Origin of the sequence: Dactylosporangium sp. NPDC049742 (genome assembly GCF_040674675.1) — a bacterium.
Classification (GTDB): Bacteria; Actinomycetota; Actinomycetes; order Mycobacteriales; family Micromonosporaceae; genus Dactylosporangium; species Dactylosporangium maewongense.
This window is the reverse complement of the sequence record NZ_JBFANF010000003.1, coordinates 343,420-359,236: the sequence shown is the minus strand read 5'-3', so window position 1 is coordinate 359,236 and position 15,817 is coordinate 343,420. Positions and strand designations below refer to the sequence as shown.

The 15,817-nt window shown below is 73.5% G+C and carries 16 protein-coding genes and 1 pseudogene; 4 read left to right on the top strand and 13 right to left on the bottom strand.

Features of this window, described 5'->3' with window-relative positions; genetic code table 11:
* Positions 1-488: 488 nt before the first annotated feature.
* A complete protein-coding gene (locus AB0J72_RS06900) occupies positions 489-1,220 on the bottom strand; it encodes an SAM-dependent methyltransferase (protein ID WP_363395307.1) in 732 nt (243 codons plus the stop codon).
* Positions 1,221-1,385: 165 nt separating this feature from the next.
* On the opposite strand from AB0J72_RS06900, the gene AB0J72_RS06895 reads away from it, so the two are divergent.
* Positions 1,386-3,254: an Hsp70 family protein gene (locus AB0J72_RS06895; protein WP_363395304.1), complete on the top strand. Its 1,869-nt coding sequence runs from the start codon at positions 1,386-1,388 to the stop codon at positions 3,252-3,254.
* On the opposite strand, the gene AB0J72_RS06890 is transcribed toward AB0J72_RS06895, so the two are convergent.
* A complete protein-coding gene (locus AB0J72_RS06890) occupies positions 3,251-3,691 on the bottom strand; it encodes an HIT family protein (RefSeq protein ID WP_363395301.1) in 441 nt (146 codons plus the stop codon). The genes AB0J72_RS06895 and AB0J72_RS06890 overlap by 4 nt on opposite strands.
* Before the next feature lie 28 nt (positions 3,692-3,719).
* On the opposite strand from AB0J72_RS06890, the gene AB0J72_RS06885 reads away from it, so the two are divergent.
* Entirely contained in the window at positions 3,720-4,238 is a 519-nt protein-coding gene (locus AB0J72_RS06885) for an O-acetyl-ADP-ribose deacetylase (RefSeq protein WP_363395298.1), read from the top strand.
* A 69-nt stretch (positions 4,239-4,307) separates the two neighbouring features.
* Positions 4,308-8,591, top strand: coding sequence for a fibronectin type III domain-containing protein (locus AB0J72_RS06880; protein ID WP_363395295.1), 4,284 nt, complete (start codon positions 4,308-4,310; stop codon positions 8,589-8,591).
* Positions 8,592-8,613: 22 nt separating this feature from the next.
* Here AB0J72_RS06880 and AB0J72_RS06875 read toward each other — a convergent pair whose 3' ends face one another.
* Positions 8,614-9,639, bottom strand: a complete 1,026-nt coding sequence (locus tag AB0J72_RS06875) for an NAD-dependent epimerase/dehydratase family protein (protein WP_363395292.1) — start codon at positions 9,637-9,639, stop codon at positions 8,614-8,616.
* A gap of 92 nt (positions 9,640-9,731) precedes the next feature.
* Here AB0J72_RS06875 and AB0J72_RS06870 point away from each other — a divergent pair, with 92 nt between their 5' ends.
* Positions 9,732-10,355 carry a TetR/AcrR family transcriptional regulator gene (locus tag AB0J72_RS06870; RefSeq protein ID WP_363395341.1) on the top strand — a complete coding sequence of 208 codons (624 nt, stop codon included), beginning with the start codon at positions 9,732-9,734 and terminating at the stop codon, positions 10,353-10,355.
* Positions 10,356-10,366: 11 nt separating this feature from the next.
* Here the strand turns inward: AB0J72_RS06870 and AB0J72_RS06865 are convergent, their stop codons facing one another.
* From AB0J72_RS06865 to AB0J72_RS06820, 10 genes and pseudogenes are all read right to left on the bottom strand, one after another.
* Positions 10,367-10,657: a gas vesicle protein K gene (locus tag AB0J72_RS06865; protein WP_344509651.1), complete on the bottom strand. Its 291-nt coding sequence runs from the start codon at positions 10,655-10,657 to the stop codon at positions 10,367-10,369.
* Entirely contained in the window at positions 10,654-10,890 is a 237-nt protein-coding gene (locus AB0J72_RS06860; protein WP_363395289.1) for a gas vesicle protein, read from the bottom strand. Before AB0J72_RS06860 ends, AB0J72_RS06865 begins: the two co-directional genes overlap by 4 nt.
* On the bottom strand, positions 10,887-11,699 hold the full coding sequence (locus AB0J72_RS06855; protein ID WP_363395287.1) for a GvpL/GvpF family gas vesicle protein: 813 nt from the start codon (positions 11,697-11,699) through the stop codon (positions 10,887-10,889). The genes AB0J72_RS06860 and AB0J72_RS06855 overlap by 4 nt, the downstream gene beginning before the upstream one ends.
* Before the next feature lie 29 nt (positions 11,700-11,728).
* The gene (locus tag AB0J72_RS06850) at positions 11,729-12,199 is read right to left on the bottom strand and encodes a gas vesicle protein (RefSeq protein WP_363395284.1); all 471 of its coding nucleotides are present in this window, start codon (positions 12,197-12,199) and stop codon (positions 11,729-11,731) included.
* A gap of 1 nt (position 12,200) precedes the next feature.
* A complete protein-coding gene (gene gvpO, locus AB0J72_RS06845; protein WP_363395281.1) occupies positions 12,201-12,521 on the bottom strand; it encodes a gas vesicle protein GvpO in 321 nt (106 codons plus the stop codon).
* 19 nt (positions 12,522-12,540) lie between these two features.
* Positions 12,541-12,774 carry a gas vesicle protein GvpG gene (locus AB0J72_RS06840; RefSeq protein WP_344509641.1) on the bottom strand — a complete coding sequence of 78 codons (234 nt, stop codon included), beginning with the start codon at positions 12,772-12,774 and terminating at the stop codon, positions 12,541-12,543.
* Between the two features lie 3 nt (positions 12,775-12,777).
* Entirely contained in the window at positions 12,778-13,554 is a 777-nt protein-coding gene (locus tag AB0J72_RS06835; RefSeq protein WP_363395278.1) for a GvpL/GvpF family gas vesicle protein, read from the bottom strand.
* A 211-nt stretch (positions 13,555-13,765) separates the two neighbouring features.
* Positions 13,766-13,957, bottom strand: a pseudogene (gvpJ, locus tag AB0J72_RS06830) (gas vesicle protein GvpJ); the annotation flags it as partial.
* A gap of 6 nt (positions 13,958-13,963) precedes the next feature.
* On the bottom strand, positions 13,964-15,145 hold the full coding sequence (locus AB0J72_RS06825) for an SRPBCC family protein (RefSeq protein WP_363395275.1): 1,182 nt from the start codon (positions 15,143-15,145) through the stop codon (positions 13,964-13,966).
* Positions 15,142-15,693 carry a hypothetical protein gene (locus AB0J72_RS06820; RefSeq protein ID WP_363395272.1) on the bottom strand — a complete coding sequence of 184 codons (552 nt, stop codon included), beginning with the start codon at positions 15,691-15,693 and terminating at the stop codon, positions 15,142-15,144. The genes AB0J72_RS06825 and AB0J72_RS06820 overlap by 4 nt, the downstream gene beginning before the upstream one ends.
* Positions 15,694-15,817 lie beyond the last annotated feature (124 nt).

Below are 15,817 nucleotides of genomic sequence, written 5' to 3'. Positions count from 1 at the left end.
ACGGGTGCGGGGACAGGTGCGGGCGCGGGTGCGGAGACGGGCGCGGGTGCGGGGACAGGTGCGGGTGCGGGGACAGGTGCGGGCGCGGGGACAGGTGCGGGCGCGGGCGCGGGGACAGGTGCGGGCGCGGGCGCGGGGACGGGCGCGGGTGCGGAGATGGGTGCACGGACGGGCGCGGGTGCGGGGACAGGTGCGGGCGCGGGCGCGGGCGCACGGACGGGCGCGGGTGCGGGGACAGGTGCGGGCGCGGGTGCGGGGACACGGACGCGGGACGCCGGGCCTCCGACCTCCGGGCGCCGGACGTCATGGCGGCGTCAGGGCTTGGTGCGTGGCCGCCGCCGGGATCGAGGGCCGCACCGAGGCCCGGACGAGGCGGTGTCACAGCTTGGTGGCGAGGCCGCCCCAGAAGGCGTCATGGCGGCGTCAGGGCTTGGTGCGAGGTCGCCGCCGGGATCGAGGGGCGTGCCGAGGGCCCGGACGAGGCGGTGTCAGGGCTTGGTGGCTAGGCCGCCCCAGAAGGCGTCGGGGACCTGTTCGGGGTCGCCGTCGGGGCGCCACAGGGCGACGGGCACGATGCCGTCGGAGGTGGTGCTCCAGGGGCCCAGCAGGTCGGCGAAGCGGTCGGGGGCGCGCATGTGGAAGCCGGGGCCCATCATCGCCAGGGCCTGCGGGAACGACTCGAGCTCGGTGCTGTCGAAGTCGAACGCCAGGCGGCTGCCGTCCGGGACCGCGTCGTGCATCGCGTCCAGGGCGCGGGCCAGGGTCGCGTCGTCGAGGAACGCGGCCAGGCCCAGGAACACCAGGGCGACCGGGCTGCCGTCGAGCACCCGGGCGCTGGCGTCGGGGTCGATGCCGCCGAGGTCCGTGGCGTCGCCGAGCGTGTAGCCGACGTCCGGGAGATCGGCGACGAGCTTGCCGCCGGCGGCGACGATGTGCGGGTCGATGTCGGTGTAGAGGACGCGGGCGCCGGGGGCGTTCTCGTGGACGTTGCCACGGGTGGGGATGCCGGCGCCGAAGACGAGGAAGCGGTCGATGCCTTCGGCGGCGAGGTGGCGCACCGTCCGGCCGGAGAACGCGCGCAGCGAGCGGAAGATGTCGGCGCACGGGCCGTACGCCGACTCGAACGCCTGCGCGGCGGCGACGTCGACCGGCAGATGGTCGCTGCCGCCGAGCCAGTAGTCGATCATTCGTGCGGTACTGGGGGCGTCCGGCTCCGTCATGCGCTCCAGCATGCCCCGCCCGGACCGGCCCGCGCGACCGTCCGGCGTGGCGCCACGCCGAAGCGGGCGGGTTGCCGGGTTTCCGTGATCCCGAACGGTTGTCCAGAACCGCACGGGATCACGGGCGTTGCCGAGACGGTGACGCCGATCAGTACCGTGTGGGGCGTGACGCGGTTGGGGATCGACTTCGGGACGTCGACGACGGTGGCGGTGCTGGCGGTAGACGGCCGGGAGCCGCGGCCGCTGCTCTTCGACGGATCGCCGCTGATGCCGTCGGCGGTGTGCCTGGACGAGGCCGGCGGGCTGGTCGTGGGGCGGGACGCGCTGCACCTGGGGATGGCGAGCCCCGGCAGGCTGGAGCCCAACCCGAAGCGCCGCGTCGACGAGGCGGCGGTGCTGCTCGGCGACGCGGAGGTGCCCGTCACGCGGCTGTTCGAGGCGGTGCTGGACCGGGCGGTCGCGGAGGCGGCGGGGATGTCGGGCGGGCCGCTGACCGACGTCGTGGTCACGTGCCCCGCGGCGTGGGGTGAGCGGCGGCGGCAGGTGCTGCTCGACGCGGCGCCGGCGGGAGCGCGGCTGGTGGCGGAGCCCGTCGCGGCGGCGCACTACTTCGCCGACGTGGCTGGGCACCGGGTGCCCGTGGGCGGCACGGCGCTCGTGTACGACTTCGGCGCCGGCACGTTCGACGCGTCGGTGGTGCGGCGCACGGAGGGCGGGTTCGAGCTGCTCGCGACGCTCGGCCTGGACGACACCGGCGGCCTCGACGTCGACGCGGCGGTCTTCGCGCACCTGCGGGACGTCGTGCCGGATCCGCAGGGGTACTGGCCGCGCCTCACCAACCCCAAGGACGCCCTCGACCGGCGGGTGACGCAGCAGGTGTGGGACAACGTGCGGATGGCGAAGGAGATGCTGTCGCGGCTGCCGTCGACGCTGGTGCACCTGCCGTTGTTCAACGTGGAGGTGCCGCTGGACCGGGACACCCTCGGGCGGCTGGCGGCGCCGGTGCTGCGGCGGACCGTCGGCACGAGCGTGGAGGTGCTCGCCGTCGCGGGGCAGCCGATCTCGGCGCTGGCGGCGGTGTTCCTGGCGGGCGGGTCGAGCCGGATGCCGGCCGTGGCGGCAGCCCTCGAGCAGGCGCTGGGGATCGCGCCGGTGGTGGTGGACCAGCCGGAGCTGGCGGTGGCGGAGGGAAGCCTGCGCGGCTTCGACCAACCGGCCACGCCAGCGCCCGTACCCGTCACGCCGCCAGCACCCGTACCCGTCACGCCGCCAGCGCCCGTACCGGTCGAACGTGGCACCGGCGGCGCGGCGGCCGGAGCGGCTGCTGGGTGGGCGGAGCAGGCCGCGATCCAGACTTCCGGCGTCGCGGGGGCAACGGGTGTCCAGCCGGCAGCGCCGGTACATCAGCGAAAACCCAACAAAGGGCGGCTGCTGCTGGCCGGTGGCGCCGCGGTGCTGCTCCTGCTCGCCGGTGGTGGCGGTGCCTATGCGTGGTCGCGGCGGCCGGACGGGGTGCGGGCCGCCGCGCTGCCGGTGGTCCTGCCCACGCCCTCGGCGTCCCCGTCTCCGTCGGTGTCGCCGTCGCCGTCGCCGACCGTGAGCGTGGCGGCCGGGCTGGACCCGTGCCTGGTCGGGCGGTGGCGGCAGACGAGCAGCGAGATCCACGTCAACAACGGCTCGAAGCGGCAGCAGTTCAGCGGGGGCGCCGGCATCGTGCAGGAGTTCGACGGCACCGGGCGGATGTCCTACGACGCCAACGCCTCGCAGCCTTACAAGGCCACGTTCGACGGGGCGAGCTGGACCGAGACGTTCCGCGGCGTGGTCACCGGCAACTACCGCATCCTCGACGGCGCGGTCGTCCTCAGTGGACTGTCGGGCGAGATCAGCTGGGTCATCGACCGCAACGGCAGGCGCAACAACACCGGCAAGGGCACGCTCGCCGTGAAGCCCGAGCGGTACGTGTGCGAGGCGACGAAGCTCATCCAGTACGGCCCCGACGGCGACTACACCAACGAGCTCGAGCGGATCGGCTAGGTTTCGAGGTGGGCGCGCAGCGCCGACGCGAGCTCGTCCTGCCGCCGCTCGCTGACCCGCTCCCCCTCGGGCACGCCAAGGTAGCCGAAGACGCTCGGGCCGCGGCGGTCGGCGGGCTGGTCGGGCATCCGCGGCACGATGTGGAAGTGCACGTGGGCGAAGCCCTCCTTCTCGGCGAACTGCACCACGTAGGTCTTCACGCAGCCGGTCACCGCCGTCAGCGCCCGCGACAGCCGGACCTGCCAGAGCCCGAGCCCCGCCGCCTCCGCGTCGGTCAGGTCGGCGACCGTCGTCACGTGCCGGCGGGGCACCAGCACCAGCCAGCCCGGCAGGCTCGTGTCGAAGCAGTGGGCGGCCCGCCAGTGCTCGTCGGCGGCGATGCGCTCGCGCTGCGGCGCGGCGGCCTGTCCGTCCTGGCGGCACGAGTAGCAGTCCATCCACCGACCCTAGTGGACAATCGGCGGTATGCGGATCGAGCTGGTCACGGGTGACATCACCGCCGAGCAGGTGGACGCCATCGTCAACGCGGCGAACACGTCGCTGCTGGGCGGCGGCGGGGTGGACGGCGCGATCCATCGCAAGGGCGGGCCCGCGATCCTTGAGGAGTGCCGCGCGCTGCGCGCCAGCCGGTATGGGCGCGGGCTGCCGGTCGGGCAGGCCGTCGCGACGACCGCCGGGCGCCTCCCCGCCCGGTGGGTGATCCACACGGTCGGGCCGGTGTGGAGCGCGATCGAGGACCGGTCGGCGCTGCTGCGGGGCTGCTACGAGCGCTCGCTGGAGGTCGCCGGCGGGCTGGGCGCGGCGTCGGTGGCCTTCCCGTTGATCTCGTCCGGCGTGTACCGGTGGCCGAAGGAGGACGCCGTCGTGCAGGCCCTCGCGGGCATGCGCACGGCGCCGGCCGGTGTCGAGCTGCTCCGGCTCGTCCTGTTCGACGACGAGACGCGGCAGGCGGCCGAGCGCGTGCTCCAGACGCTGGAGCGCTGACCGCGCCGGTTTGCCCCGCTTTGTTACCACGGGGTAACCCATTCATCCATGTAACGCTATACATGCACCATGCGCGCCCGCCTGACTGTTCTGCTGCTGGTCGCAGCGCTGCTCTACGTGCTGCCCGACCGCACCCCCGCGTTCGCCGCACCGCCCGCCGGCGGCATGACGGGCACCCAGCTGACCACCGCGTTCAACACCTACGGCGACACCAGCGGGAGGTGGAGCGGGGCGGACAGCACGACGTCGGTGCTGCTGCCCGACGGCCGGATCGTGTGGCTGTTCTCCGACACGCTGCTCGGCACCGTCAACGCCGACCACAGCCGGCCGCGCAGCTCGCCGTTCATCAACAACTCGATGGTGGTGCAGGACGGCTCCGCGCTGACCACGACCCTGACCGGCGGAACCGCGAGCGCGCCGCAGGCGCTGCTGCCGCAGACGGCCGACGGGCAGTTCTACTGGGTCGGCGACGGCGAGGTCGAAGGATCGAACCTGCGGGTGGTCTACAACCGCTACCGCCGCACCGGCACGGGCAGCCTCGACGTGGCGCTCAGCGGCACGGTGCTGGCGACGTTCGCCCTGCCGTCGCTCGCGCTGACCGGGGTCACCGACCTGACCCCGGCGGTCGGCAGCACCGTCACCTGGGGCGCGCAGCTGGTGACCGACGGCGGCTTCACGTACATCTACGGCTCTGACTACGTGCCCGCCGACGCGATGCGCTTCGCCCGCCTCGCCCGGGTCCCGGCCGGCGGCCTGAGCGGGCCGTGGGAGTTCTGGAACGGCACCAGCTGGTCGGCGAGCGCGGCGAGCTCCGCACGGCTGCCGCTGTCCGGCGTCGGCACCGCGTACGGCGTGCAGAAGCTCGGCGGCCAGTGGGTCCTCGTCACGGTCGAGAGCAACGTGGTGTTCAACGCCCAGGTCGTCGCCTACACGGCGAGCAACCCGTGGGGCCCGTTCAGCGGCCCGGTCGACCTGCTGACCGCGCCGGAGCCGGCGAACCAGTCGGGGGTCATCGTCTACGACGCCCACGTGCACCCGGAGCTGGCGCCGTCCGGGAAGCTGCTGGTGTCGTACAACGTGAACTCCCTCAACGACGGGGACCTCTACGACGACGCCCGCATCTACCGCCCGCGCTTCGCCGACATCGCGTGGCCGCGGCCGGTGCCCGACCCGGCGACGGTCCCGGCCGCGCCGGCGTCGCTGACGGCGACCGCGTCCAGCGCCGGCACGGTCGAGCTGTCGTGGCCCGGCAGCAGTCCGTCCTATGTGGTGTATCAGCGGGACGTCACCGCCGGGCAGACGCACTTCGCGCGGGTCGGCCAGCCCACCACCGCGAGCGCGACGCTCGGCGGGTTCAAGACCGCACACACGTACGAGTTCAAGGTGGCCGCCCGCAACGCCAACGGCGAGGGGCCGGCGTCGCCGGTGCGCAGCGTGCTGATGACGATCGCGCCACCGGTCGCGCCGGCCGGGCTCACCGCCGTCCCGCAGAGCGACGGCTCCGTGAACCTGGCGTGGTCGGCGGTGCCGAACGCGTGGCGCTACGACGTGTCCCGCCGCGACCTGACCGCCGGTGAGACCGAGTACGTCGAGGTGAGCGACCCGACCCCGGCCGACACGACGGCGACCATCGCCTGGCTGACCAACGACCACCAGTACGAGTTCGTGGTCACCGCCTCGCACGGCGGCGGGAAGTCCCCGTACTCCACGTCGGCCAAGGCGACCGTGCACTACACCGTGCCGTCCGCGCCGGCGAACCTGACCGCCGTGGCGCAGGGCGACGGCACCATCAAGCTCGACTGGACCAGCACCGCGAGCAACGTCTACTTCTGGGTGTACCAGCGGGACGTGACCAACGGCGAGGCCGACTTCACGAAGCTGCCGCTGCCGACGACCGCGCTCACCCTGACCGCGGGGTACCTCGCGCACAACCACCGCTACGAGTTCAAGATCGTCGCGAACAACCTCGGCGGTGACTCGCCGCCGTCGAACCTGGCCCAGGCGACCGCCGTCTACCCGGCACCGGCCGCACCCGCGAACCTGCGCGCGGTCGCGGGCAACGGGCAGGTGCAGCTCACCTGGGACACCAGCCCCACGCCGGACGTGTGGTACTGGGTGTACCAGCGCGACGTGACCGCCGGTGAGGCGACGTTCCAGCAGCTGCCGATCCCGATCTCGACGTGCTGCACGATGACCGCCGGGTATCTGGTCAACGGGCACCAGTACGAGTTCAAGGTGACCTCGGTGGCGGCCGGCGGCGAGTCTGGGCCGACGAACCTGGTGCGGGCCACGCCGAACCTGCCGCTGCCGCCGCAGGTGACCGGGGTGACCGCGACGACCCGCAGCGACGGCCAGATCGGCCTGTCGTGGGCGTCGGCCGGGCCCGACCTGTACTACTGGATCGCGATGCGGGACGTGACCGCCGGCGGCGCGATGACCCGCCTGTCGCTGCCGACGACCGGGCTGTCGTTCACGGCCGGGTACCTCACCCACAACCACGTCTACGAGTTCACGGTGACCGCCGCGAACTCCGCCGGCGAGGGCCCGGTGTCGGCGACGGCCCGCGCCACCGCACGGTTCTCGCCGCCGCCCGCACCGACCGGGTTGAAGGCGGTCGCGGCCGGCGACGGCACGATCGACCTCGACTGGGACGCGCCCGCGCCGAGCCTGTACTACTGGGTGTACTACCGGGACGTGACCGCCGGCGCCGCGTTCGCGAAGTCGGGTCTGCCGACCGACAAGACGTCGGCGTCGTGGGGCCCGCTGGTCAACGGGCACGTCTACGAGTTCAAGGTCACCGGCGAGAACCAGGGCGGCGAGGGTCCGGCGTCCGCGACCGCGCGGGCCACGTCGACCGGCGGGCTGCCGAAGGCCCCGAGCGGGCTGAGCGCGACCGCCGGGGACGGGCAGGTGACGCTGCGCTGGACGGCCTCGGGCACCGCGAACGTCTACTACTGGGTCGAGTACCGCCCCGCCGGCGGCACCTGGCAGCGCCTGCAGTACCCGGTGACGACGTGCTGCGCGTACACCGTCGGGCTGCTCGCCAACGGCACCACGTACGAGTTCCGGGTCCGGGCCAACAACGTCTCCGGCGACAGCCCGGCGTCCAATGTGGCCAGTGCCCGGCCGCTGCCGCCGCTGCCCGCCGCGCCGACCGGGCTGACCGCGGCGGTCGGCGACGGGCGGATCACGCTGCGCTGGACGGCGTCGAGCACCCCGAACGTCTACTACTGGGTCGAGTACCGCCCCGCCGGGGGCGTCTGGCAGCGCCTGGAGTACCCGCTGTCGACGTGCTGCACGTTCACGGTGACGTACTTGACGAACGGCACGTACTACGAGTTCCGGCTGCGGGCCACGAACCTCGCCGGCGACTCGGCGCCGTCGGTGGCCGCGGGTGCCCGGCCGATGCCGCCGCTGCCGACCGCGCCGGGCAGCCTGAGCGCGGCGGCGCAGGGCGACACGGCGGTGCGCCTGACGTGGACCGCGTCGAGTCCGTCCAATGTGTACTACTGGATCTACTACCGCTACGCGGGGACCTCGGCGTGGACCCGTGCCGCGTACCCGGTCACCACCTGTTGCACGTTCACGATGAGCCTGCTGACGCCGGGCCGCACCTACGAGTTCATGCTGCGGGCGGAGAACCTCGCCGGGCTCAGCGGCAACTCCACCGTGTCCTCGGCGACGCTCACCATCATCACGCCGGGCACGCCCGGCGGCGTGCGGGCGTACCCGACGTCGACCAGCACCTCGGTGTCGACGGTGACGGTCGCCTGGAGCGCGGCCGCGGACGCGACCGGGTACTCCATCGAGGCCCGGGCGTGCCGTGGCGGCGGTTGGCAGACCATCAAGATGATGATCACCGGCACGACGTCGACGGTGAGCTACACGACCGGCTGCTACGAGTACCGCGTCGTGGCGGACCGGTTCGGCAGGTACGGCGGCCGCAGCGGCTCCGTGATCGCGTTCGGGCCGGTCGACGACTACCCGTGGGCCGACTACTGGTTCCCGTACCTGGACCCGTACGAGTTCGTGAAGAAGCAGTGCACGTCGTTCGTGGCCTCACGGGTCGACAAGTACTACTCCCGCAAGCCGCCGAACTTCAACGGCATCAACTACTACAACGCCAAGAACTGGGACGAGGCCACCGCGAAGTACGGCGGCGCGATCAGCCACACCGCGGCGCCGGGCGCGATCGCGCAGTGGAACGGCGGCCAGTACGGGCACGTCGCCTGGGTGTCCGGTGTGGACGGTGGGATGGTGTTCCTGGAGGAGTACAACTTCAACAACCCGGAGGCGTACGGGCGCCGCTGGGTGTCGGCCTCCTCCGTGGACAACTTCCTGCTCGTCAACTGACCGCGTCGACCCGGCCGGGCCGCTACCCGTGGCCCGGCCGCACGATGCCGTGCCGGACCAGGCTGTCGGCCATCTCGACGATGGATTCCTTCGCGGGGCGCGACGTCCAGCCGAGCTCGCGGGCGGCCTTGTCCGCGCTGACGAGGGCCGGCACGCCGACGTAACCCAACGCCAGACGGATTGTGCGGTCGAAGCGGGCGACCGTCCACATGAGCCAGCGCGGCATGCGGGCGGTCGGCACGCGGTAGCCCTGCGGGCCGAACTCGGCGGCGAGCACCGCCGCGATCTCCTCCATCCAGCGGTGCTCGCCGGCGACGATGTAGCGGTTGCCGGCGGCCGCGGGCGTCTCCATGGCCAGCCGGTGCGCCCGAGCCACGTCGCGGACGTCGACGACGGCGAAGCCCAGCCGCGGCACGGCGGGCATCCCGCGGCTGAGCAGCAGCCGGATCACCTCGGCGGACGTGGTGCGCATCGGCCGTTGCAGCGGGCCGAGGACCAGCCCCGGGTTGACGGCGACGAGGTCCAGACCGTGCTCGCGGGCGATCGCCCAGGCGGCCCGTTCGGCGAGCACCTTGCTCTTCGGGTAGGCGCCCGCGCCGGCGACGTCGGGCCAGTCCTCCTCGGTGAACACCTGGCCGGCGGTGCCGTGGCCGTGGCGGATCGCGTCGATGGACGAGGTGAGCACGACCCGCCGGACCGTGCCCGACGCGGCGGCGGCGCGCAGCACCCGCACGGTGCCGTCGACGGCGGGCCGGACGACCTCGTCCTCGGTCCGCGGCGCCGATGGCGGGTTGGGCGAGGCGACGTGCCAGACGGCCGTGCAGCCGGCGACCGCCTCGGCCCACCCGGCGTCGGTGTCGAGGCTCGCCCGGACGACCTCGAACGCACCACCGGTCCGGTCGGCGATCTCCCGCAGGTGGGCGACGTCGGCGGTGGCCGGGTCGCGGACCGTCCCCCGCACGGCGTACCCGTGGGTGAGCAGCTCCTCGATGCAGTGCCCGGCGATGAAGCCGGTGGCGCCGGTGACGAGCACCGTTCCCTTCGACACGACGAACCCCGATCTAAGCGCCGTTTAGAATCTAAGCACTGTATAGTCGGCTTCGGTGGCCGGCGTCAACCGCCTACAGTCGGAGGGTGCCGATGCCGCAGACCCGAGCCAGCTACCACCACGGCGGCCTTCGCGACGCGCTGCTCGCCGCCTGCGTGGCGCTCATCGAGGCGGAGGGCATCGGCGCGGTGAGCCTGCGCCGGGTGGCCCGCGACGCCGGGGTGAGCCCGGGCGCGCCGTATCACCACTTCCCCGACCGCTCAGCGCTCTTCGCCGCGATCGCGGTGCAGGGCCATCAGCTGCTGCTGGAGCGCCTGCGGGCGGCCCGCGAGGCGGCGCCCACCGCGGTGCGCGGGCTCGGCGCGATCCTGGAGGCGTATGTCGCCTTCGCCCGCGAGCACCCCGGCCACCTGCACCTGATGCTGCGCAGCGAGCTGTCCACCTCGCCGCAGGTGCCTGAGGCCGCCCACGCCGGCGAGGCGGCGATCCAGCTGCTCACCGAGACCGTGCAGGACTGCCAGCGCGAGGGCTCGGCCCCGGCCGGCGACCCGGAGCCGCTCGTGGCCACCGCCTGGGCGCTCGCGATCGGCATCGTGACGCTGTGGCTGGACGGCCCCCTGGAGGGGCGGTGCGTGCAGCTCGGCACCACACCCGAGGCGCTGACCGCGCGCATCACCGCCCTGCTGGAGTCACTCCTGGCCGGAAGCGCGGCCTAGCGGGCGCGCCGTCAGTCGCGGGGCAGCAGCGGGCCGAGCGGGCCGAGGTCGATGTTGAGGTCCTCGGGGCGCAGGCCGAAGTGCTCGCGGAGCTCGGCCATGCGCTCCTCGAGCGCCATGAGCGTGAGACCGATCCGCTCCACCTGCTCCGCGGAGAGGTCGCCGACGTCGACCCGGCGCAGCGCCTGCCGTTCGACGAGCTGGCGCAGCAGCTCCACGACGGTGAGCACGAGCGAGGCGAAGCCGCGTTCGACGGAGTCGCGGTCGAGGTCGATCCGCCCGTCCCGGGGAAGGTCGTTCACCGCGTCACGCTCCTTTCCGGGACCGTGCCGCCGACCAGGCCGCCGACCGTGCCGCCAACCGTGCCGCCGGACGCGGTCGAGACCGACGAGACCAGGGCGCGCAGCGACACGCGGACCAGGTCGACGTCGGCGATGGCGATCGTGACGTCCCCGGCGACGACGACCCCGGTGGTCAGCACCCGGTCGAGCAGGTCGACGAGGGCGACCTCGCGCGAGTGGACGGCGTCGCTCACGCGGGTCCGCCGGCGGGCACGGGGGCGTCACCCGGCACGCGGTCCGGGTCCGACGGTTCCGCGCCGAGCGCGGGAACGAACGAGTACGGCGGCCACGGCCCCGTGAGCCGCAGCGTGATCGTGGGGTACCGGGCGGCGAGGGCGTCGACGGCCGCCGCGAACGCCTCGGCCCGCTCGTCGGGCACCAGGTATGCGCCGTTGAGCACCATCGCCTCCGGTTCGCCGGTCAGCCGCCGGTCCTGCGGCGCGTGCCGGTGCGCCCCGTCCGCCCGGCGGGCCAGCTCGGCGTGGGCCGCGTCCGCGTCGCGGGCCGCCTCGTCGTGGCGCCGGTCGCGGGCCGACAGTTCGGCGCGGCGGCGCTCCAGGTACGCGGTGCCCGCCCCGCCCGCCTTCGTCTCGGGCACGGGCGCCGGGCCGCCGCGCACGTACCCCTTGACGCCCCACTCGGTCCGCCCGTCCACTCCGTCCAGCGCACCGGCGAGCCCGGCGGCGTGCCGGACGAGGGTCGCGGTGATGCGGGCCTCGTCGCGGCACACCGTGGCGAGCCCCGCGGGCACGACCGGGGCGGCCGAGGCGAGGGCCGCCACGACCCGGTGGTGCTCGACCGCGGTCCGCGCCACCCACTCCGCGTCTTCCAGGCGCGCCTGCAGGGCGCCGGCGTCGGACAGCCCGGCCGGTGCGGTGCTGACGAAGGCGCAGAGTCCCGCGGCGTGGACCGCGCGGACCGGCGCGTCACCGATGCCGGCGACCTCGACGGGCACGCTGTCGCGGGCGACGGCGTACAGCCACAGCAGCCCTCCCTCGCTCACCGCCACAGCAGCTTCACCTCGCTCACCGCTCATCGCTCGTCGCCGCGCCGGCGGATGCGGGGACGAGGCTCCGCGTCCGCCGGATACCGGTCGTCCTCGACCGCCTGGTGCGCCGGCTCCACCGCGGGCCGGCCCGCCCGGCGGTCACCGCCCGGCTCGACCGCCGGCTGGGCAGACCGCCCGTAGTCGTCGTGCCCTGCGTCATCGCGCTCGAGCGCTTCGCGGCGCGCTTCGCCGCGCTCGACCGCCCTGCGGCTGGACGAGGACAGCCACGGGTCGGTCTCCCACCAGTCGATGCCGAGCTGGCGGGCCGTGTCGACGGAGGCGATGACCAGCCGCAGCTTGAGGGTGAGCAGCTCGATGTCGAGCAGGTTGACCTGGATGTCGCCGGCGATCACCAGACCCCGGTCCAGGACCCGCTCGAGGATGTCGGCGAGGTTCGTCGGCTGATGCCCGGTGCCGAGCGCGGGGGCGGGGCCAAGCCCAGGTGAGGCCACCATGTCAGCCCACCTTCGCGTCGGTGCTGCCGCGCAGGTACCGGCGATCCCGGTGACACGCCAGCAGTTCGCCGTCATCGTCGAGCTCGACGAGGTACAGCCCGAGCATGTCGGCCGATGACGGGATGCGACGCTCCTCGACGACCTCGACGCCGATGACCCAGCCGCGGTCGTCGGCCGGTTCGACGGACACGACGCCCAGCGTCTCCTTGCCGGTCAGCTGGCCGACCTCGTCGACCGCGAGACGGGCGATGGAGGCGGCCGAGAGCGGGTCGGGACGGGCCTTCGCCCGCCGTTCACGCGGTTCGGTGCTGGAGGGTGTCATGCTTCTGCCTTCCGGTCGTTCAGCCGGTCGACCGGGACGTGACCCGGTCGAGGATCTCCTGCTCGGCGGCGCGCCGCTCGTCCTCGCTCAGCTCGCCGCGGGCCACCGCCTCGTCCAGTGCCTCCAGCTGCCGGCGCAGGCCCTGCGGGCTGTACAGCTCCTGCTCCGCCTGCTCCAGCAGCAGCTCCGCGATGGCGGTGACGGCTCGTACGGGCGCCAACGGCAGCGTGAGGATCGTCAGGAGCAGGCCCATGGCTCAGTCGTCCCGGGTCAGGGCCAGCCGGTTGACGAAGTCGTAGGGTGCCGACGGGCCGAGGCTGCGCATCTCGACCCGCCCGTTCCACCCGTCGGCGAGCTCGGCGAGCACCGCGTCGAACTCGGCGCGGTGTGCCTGCTCGACCAGCACGGGCAGGTGCACGGCGTCCAGGTCGTGGGTCGGCTCCGCCACGACGAGGTCCTCCACGACCTTGCCGATCCGGTCGACGGCGGTCTGGGTGTCGGCCTGCCGCATCGCCTCGATCGCGCCGTTGATGCGCTCGCCCAGGGCCATGCGCTGCTGCGTGGTCTCCTGTTCCGGCCGTTCCTGGATGTACTCGCGCAGCTGGCGCGCGTCGGCGTCGGTGTCGAGGATCTCGGCGAGCACGGCGTTCTCGATGTACCGGCCGCGCACGACGTACTCCACGCGGCCCTCGAGCCGGTCCAGCAGCGGGGCGATCATGTCGTGCTGGTCGGCCAGCAGCTGCCGTATCGCCTCCGCGTCGCGCAGCACCGTGCCGAAGCGGACCGGGAGCACCGGCGCCACGGCCGCGGTGCCGTCCAGCAGCCGCTGGTAGGCGGTCAGGTCGTCGGGCCGGCCGAGCGGGCGGTCGAGCGGGACGTCGCTCACCAGCGCGGCCAGGTCGTCCTCGGTCACCGTGGTGACGTCGGCCGGCGGGTTGCCCACGCCCTGGGCGCTGCCGGTCGGCTCGACGTCCGACGGCACCACGCCGTAGAGCATCATGCCGACCCGCGGTGCGGTGGTGTCGGTGGCCACGTCAGCCTCCTCTGCGTCGCCGCTGCCGGTCGCGGTCGTCGGCGCCCGGGCCGGAGATCTGCTCCAGCATGTCGCCCGCCTTGGACAGGATCTTCTCGCCGGCGCCTTCGATCGCGCGCTTCCCGGCGTGCCCGGCGATCGCGCCCTTGGCGCCGCCGACCATGTCGGACAGGCCGCTGCCTTCCTGCGACTTCAGGTCCAGCCGGTTGGCCGCCTCCGCGAACCGGAGATATGTGTCGACGCTGGCGACGACGACACGCGCGTTGATGGTCAGGATCTCGATGCCGACCACCGCGACGCTGACGTGCGCGTCGATCACCAGCCCTTTGTCGAGAATGGTGTCAATCACGTCGGCGAGCGACGAGGACTGCCCGCCCCCGCCACCGGCCTGCACGACCGACATGCTCGCTCACCCCCTCGCGGTGTTGCGCTTGCGGCGGTCGCCGGGTTCGGGGCCGCGGCGGTCGCGGGCCTCGGCGCCGGTCCGGCGCGGCACGGCGCGACGCCGGGGGCGCGCCTGCGGCGCCGCCTCCTCGTCGCCCTCGTCCTCGCCGCGTTCTTCCGCCTTGGCCTCGGTCTCGTCGCCCTCTTCGGTCTCGCCCTCTTCTTCGGGCTCGGTTTCGCCCTCTTCTTCGGGCTCGCCCTCTTCGGTCTCGGCCTCTTCGGTCTCGTCCGCGGCGCGCTCGCCCTGCTCGCCGGAGTCTTCCGGCTCCTCTTGCTGCTCCTGCTCCTCGCGTTCGCGCTCCTGCCGCATGGCGGTCTCGTGGTCCAGGACCACCTCGCCGTCGCGGATGACGCCGCGCCAGCCCTCGATCTCGTCGGGGTTCAGGATCGTCTGCGTCATCGTGTGCCGCACGAAGTGCTTGAACTCCAGCCGGGCCCGCCGTCCCTGCGCGCGCCACAGGTTGCCGGTGCGCTCGAAGAGCCCCTTCGGGTAGTACTCGAGGACGAGCACGATCCGGGTCAGGGTCGGCGTGACGGCGTGGAACGACACGGCGCCGTTGACGTATCCCTTGGCGCCCTTGGACCGCCAGACGATGCGCTCGTCGGGCTCCTGCAGCACGATGTTGGACTCCCAGTCGCGGTGCGACAGGAAGATCTGCGCCCGCCAGAGCAACTTGTCGTCGTCCTGCCGTTCGACCTTCTCGACCTTCTTCGTGAACTTCGGGAACTCCTCGAACGACGTCCACTGGTTGTAGGCGATCCGGATCGGCACGCCGACGTCGGCCCACTCGAGGATGCTGGTGACCTTGAGCTTGCGGGTCGCGCTGCGGCCGCCGCCGAACAACTTCTTGATCTTCGCCCAGCCACCGGCCAGGCCGCCTTTCGCCGCCGCCTTCACCGGCGAGCCGCCTCCGGCGAGTTCCTCGGCGCCTTTCGCCGCGGCCACCAGCTTCGGGCTGCCGCTCTGCTGGGCGTACTCGTTGAGCCGGCCCGTGAGGTCGCCGATCTTGCCCTCGACCCGGTCCTGCACGGCCGTGAGGGCCCGGCGGCCCAGCGCGCCGGCGAAGTTCTGCAGCTCCTGCACCAGCAGCCGGGACAGGTGGGCACCGATCCCGCCGCCGGGTGCGCCGCGCGTTTCGCTGGTCATCGTCGTGCCGTGGCACGCCGGCGGCGGACCGGCGGCTCGGGTTCGGACTCGGGCTCCTCTTCGGTGTCCTCGTCTTCGGTGGACTCCTCACGCGCCTGGCGCGGACGGGACCGGCGGGCGGCGGGCCGGGGCGGCGGTGCCTCCTCGGGCTCCTCCAGCTCCTCGAACTCCTCGTCCTCGAACTCGGCGTCGTAGTCCTCATCACGGCCGCGGTCCTCGTCGCGGCGGGCACCCTTCTGGCCCGCCGAGCGCAGCGCATCGCTGCGTTCCCGGAGCCGGTCGCTGACGGAGTCGATGCGCTGCGACACGGCGGTGCGGGCGGCCGACCGGCCGGCGTCGACGAGCGGGCGGGCGAGACCGGACAGCTGGCCGAGTGCCGCGGAGCCGCCGACGAGCTTCCGTCCGCGAGCCACCAGCTCGGTCGGGTTGCCGCTGAAACGCCCAGCCGCCGCGGCGGCACCGAGCAGCATCGCCATGCGCAGTTTGCGCCGCCGGCCGAGCACGTATCCGACCATGATCGCCAGCGTGACCTGCAGTGCTCGTTTCATGATGCAACCCTCCGGACGCTGTCGCGGGTAGTAGCGCCCTTGAGCCGCCTACCCGGATCTCGGGCGGCAAACCAGCCCGCACCGATTCGCTCGGGATCGTCTACGGGCGGCCGCCGCCGCCGGA

Excerpts from the sequence above, each read along its gene's own strand:
- AB0J72_RS06900 (WP_363395307.1), bottom strand. The coding sequence starts at position 1,220 with ATGACGGAGCCGGACGCCCCCAGTACCGCACGAATGATCGACTACTGG.
- AB0J72_RS06840 (WP_344509641.1), bottom strand. The coding sequence starts at position 12,774 with ATGGGCCTGCTCCTGACGATCCTCACGCTGCCGTTGGCGCCCGTACGA.
- AB0J72_RS06850 (WP_363395284.1), bottom strand. The coding sequence starts at position 12,199 with ATGGTGGCCTCACCTGGGCTTGGCCCCGCCCCCGCGCTCGGCACCGGG.
- AB0J72_RS06890 (WP_363395301.1), bottom strand. The coding sequence starts at position 3,691 with ATGGACTGCTACTCGTGCCGCCAGGACGGACAGGCCGCCGCGCCGCAG.
- gvpO (WP_363395281.1), bottom strand. The coding sequence starts at position 12,521 with ATGACACCCTCCAGCACCGAACCGCGTGAACGGCGGGCGAAGGCCCGT.
- AB0J72_RS06820 (WP_363395272.1), bottom strand. The coding sequence starts at position 15,693 with ATGAAACGAGCACTGCAGGTCACGCTGGCGATCATGGTCGGATACGTG.
- AB0J72_RS06885 (WP_363395298.1), top strand. The coding sequence starts at position 3,720 with ATGCGGATCGAGCTGGTCACGGGTGACATCACCGCCGAGCAGGTGGAC.
- AB0J72_RS06825 (WP_363395275.1), bottom strand. The coding sequence starts at position 15,145 with ATGACCAGCGAAACGCGCGGCGCACCCGGCGGCGGGATCGGTGCCCAC.
- AB0J72_RS06880 (WP_363395295.1), top strand. The coding sequence starts at position 4,308 with ATGCGCGCCCGCCTGACTGTTCTGCTGCTGGTCGCAGCGCTGCTCTAC.
- AB0J72_RS06870 (WP_363395341.1), top strand. The coding sequence starts at position 9,732 with ATGCCGCAGACCCGAGCCAGCTACCACCACGGCGGCCTTCGCGACGCG.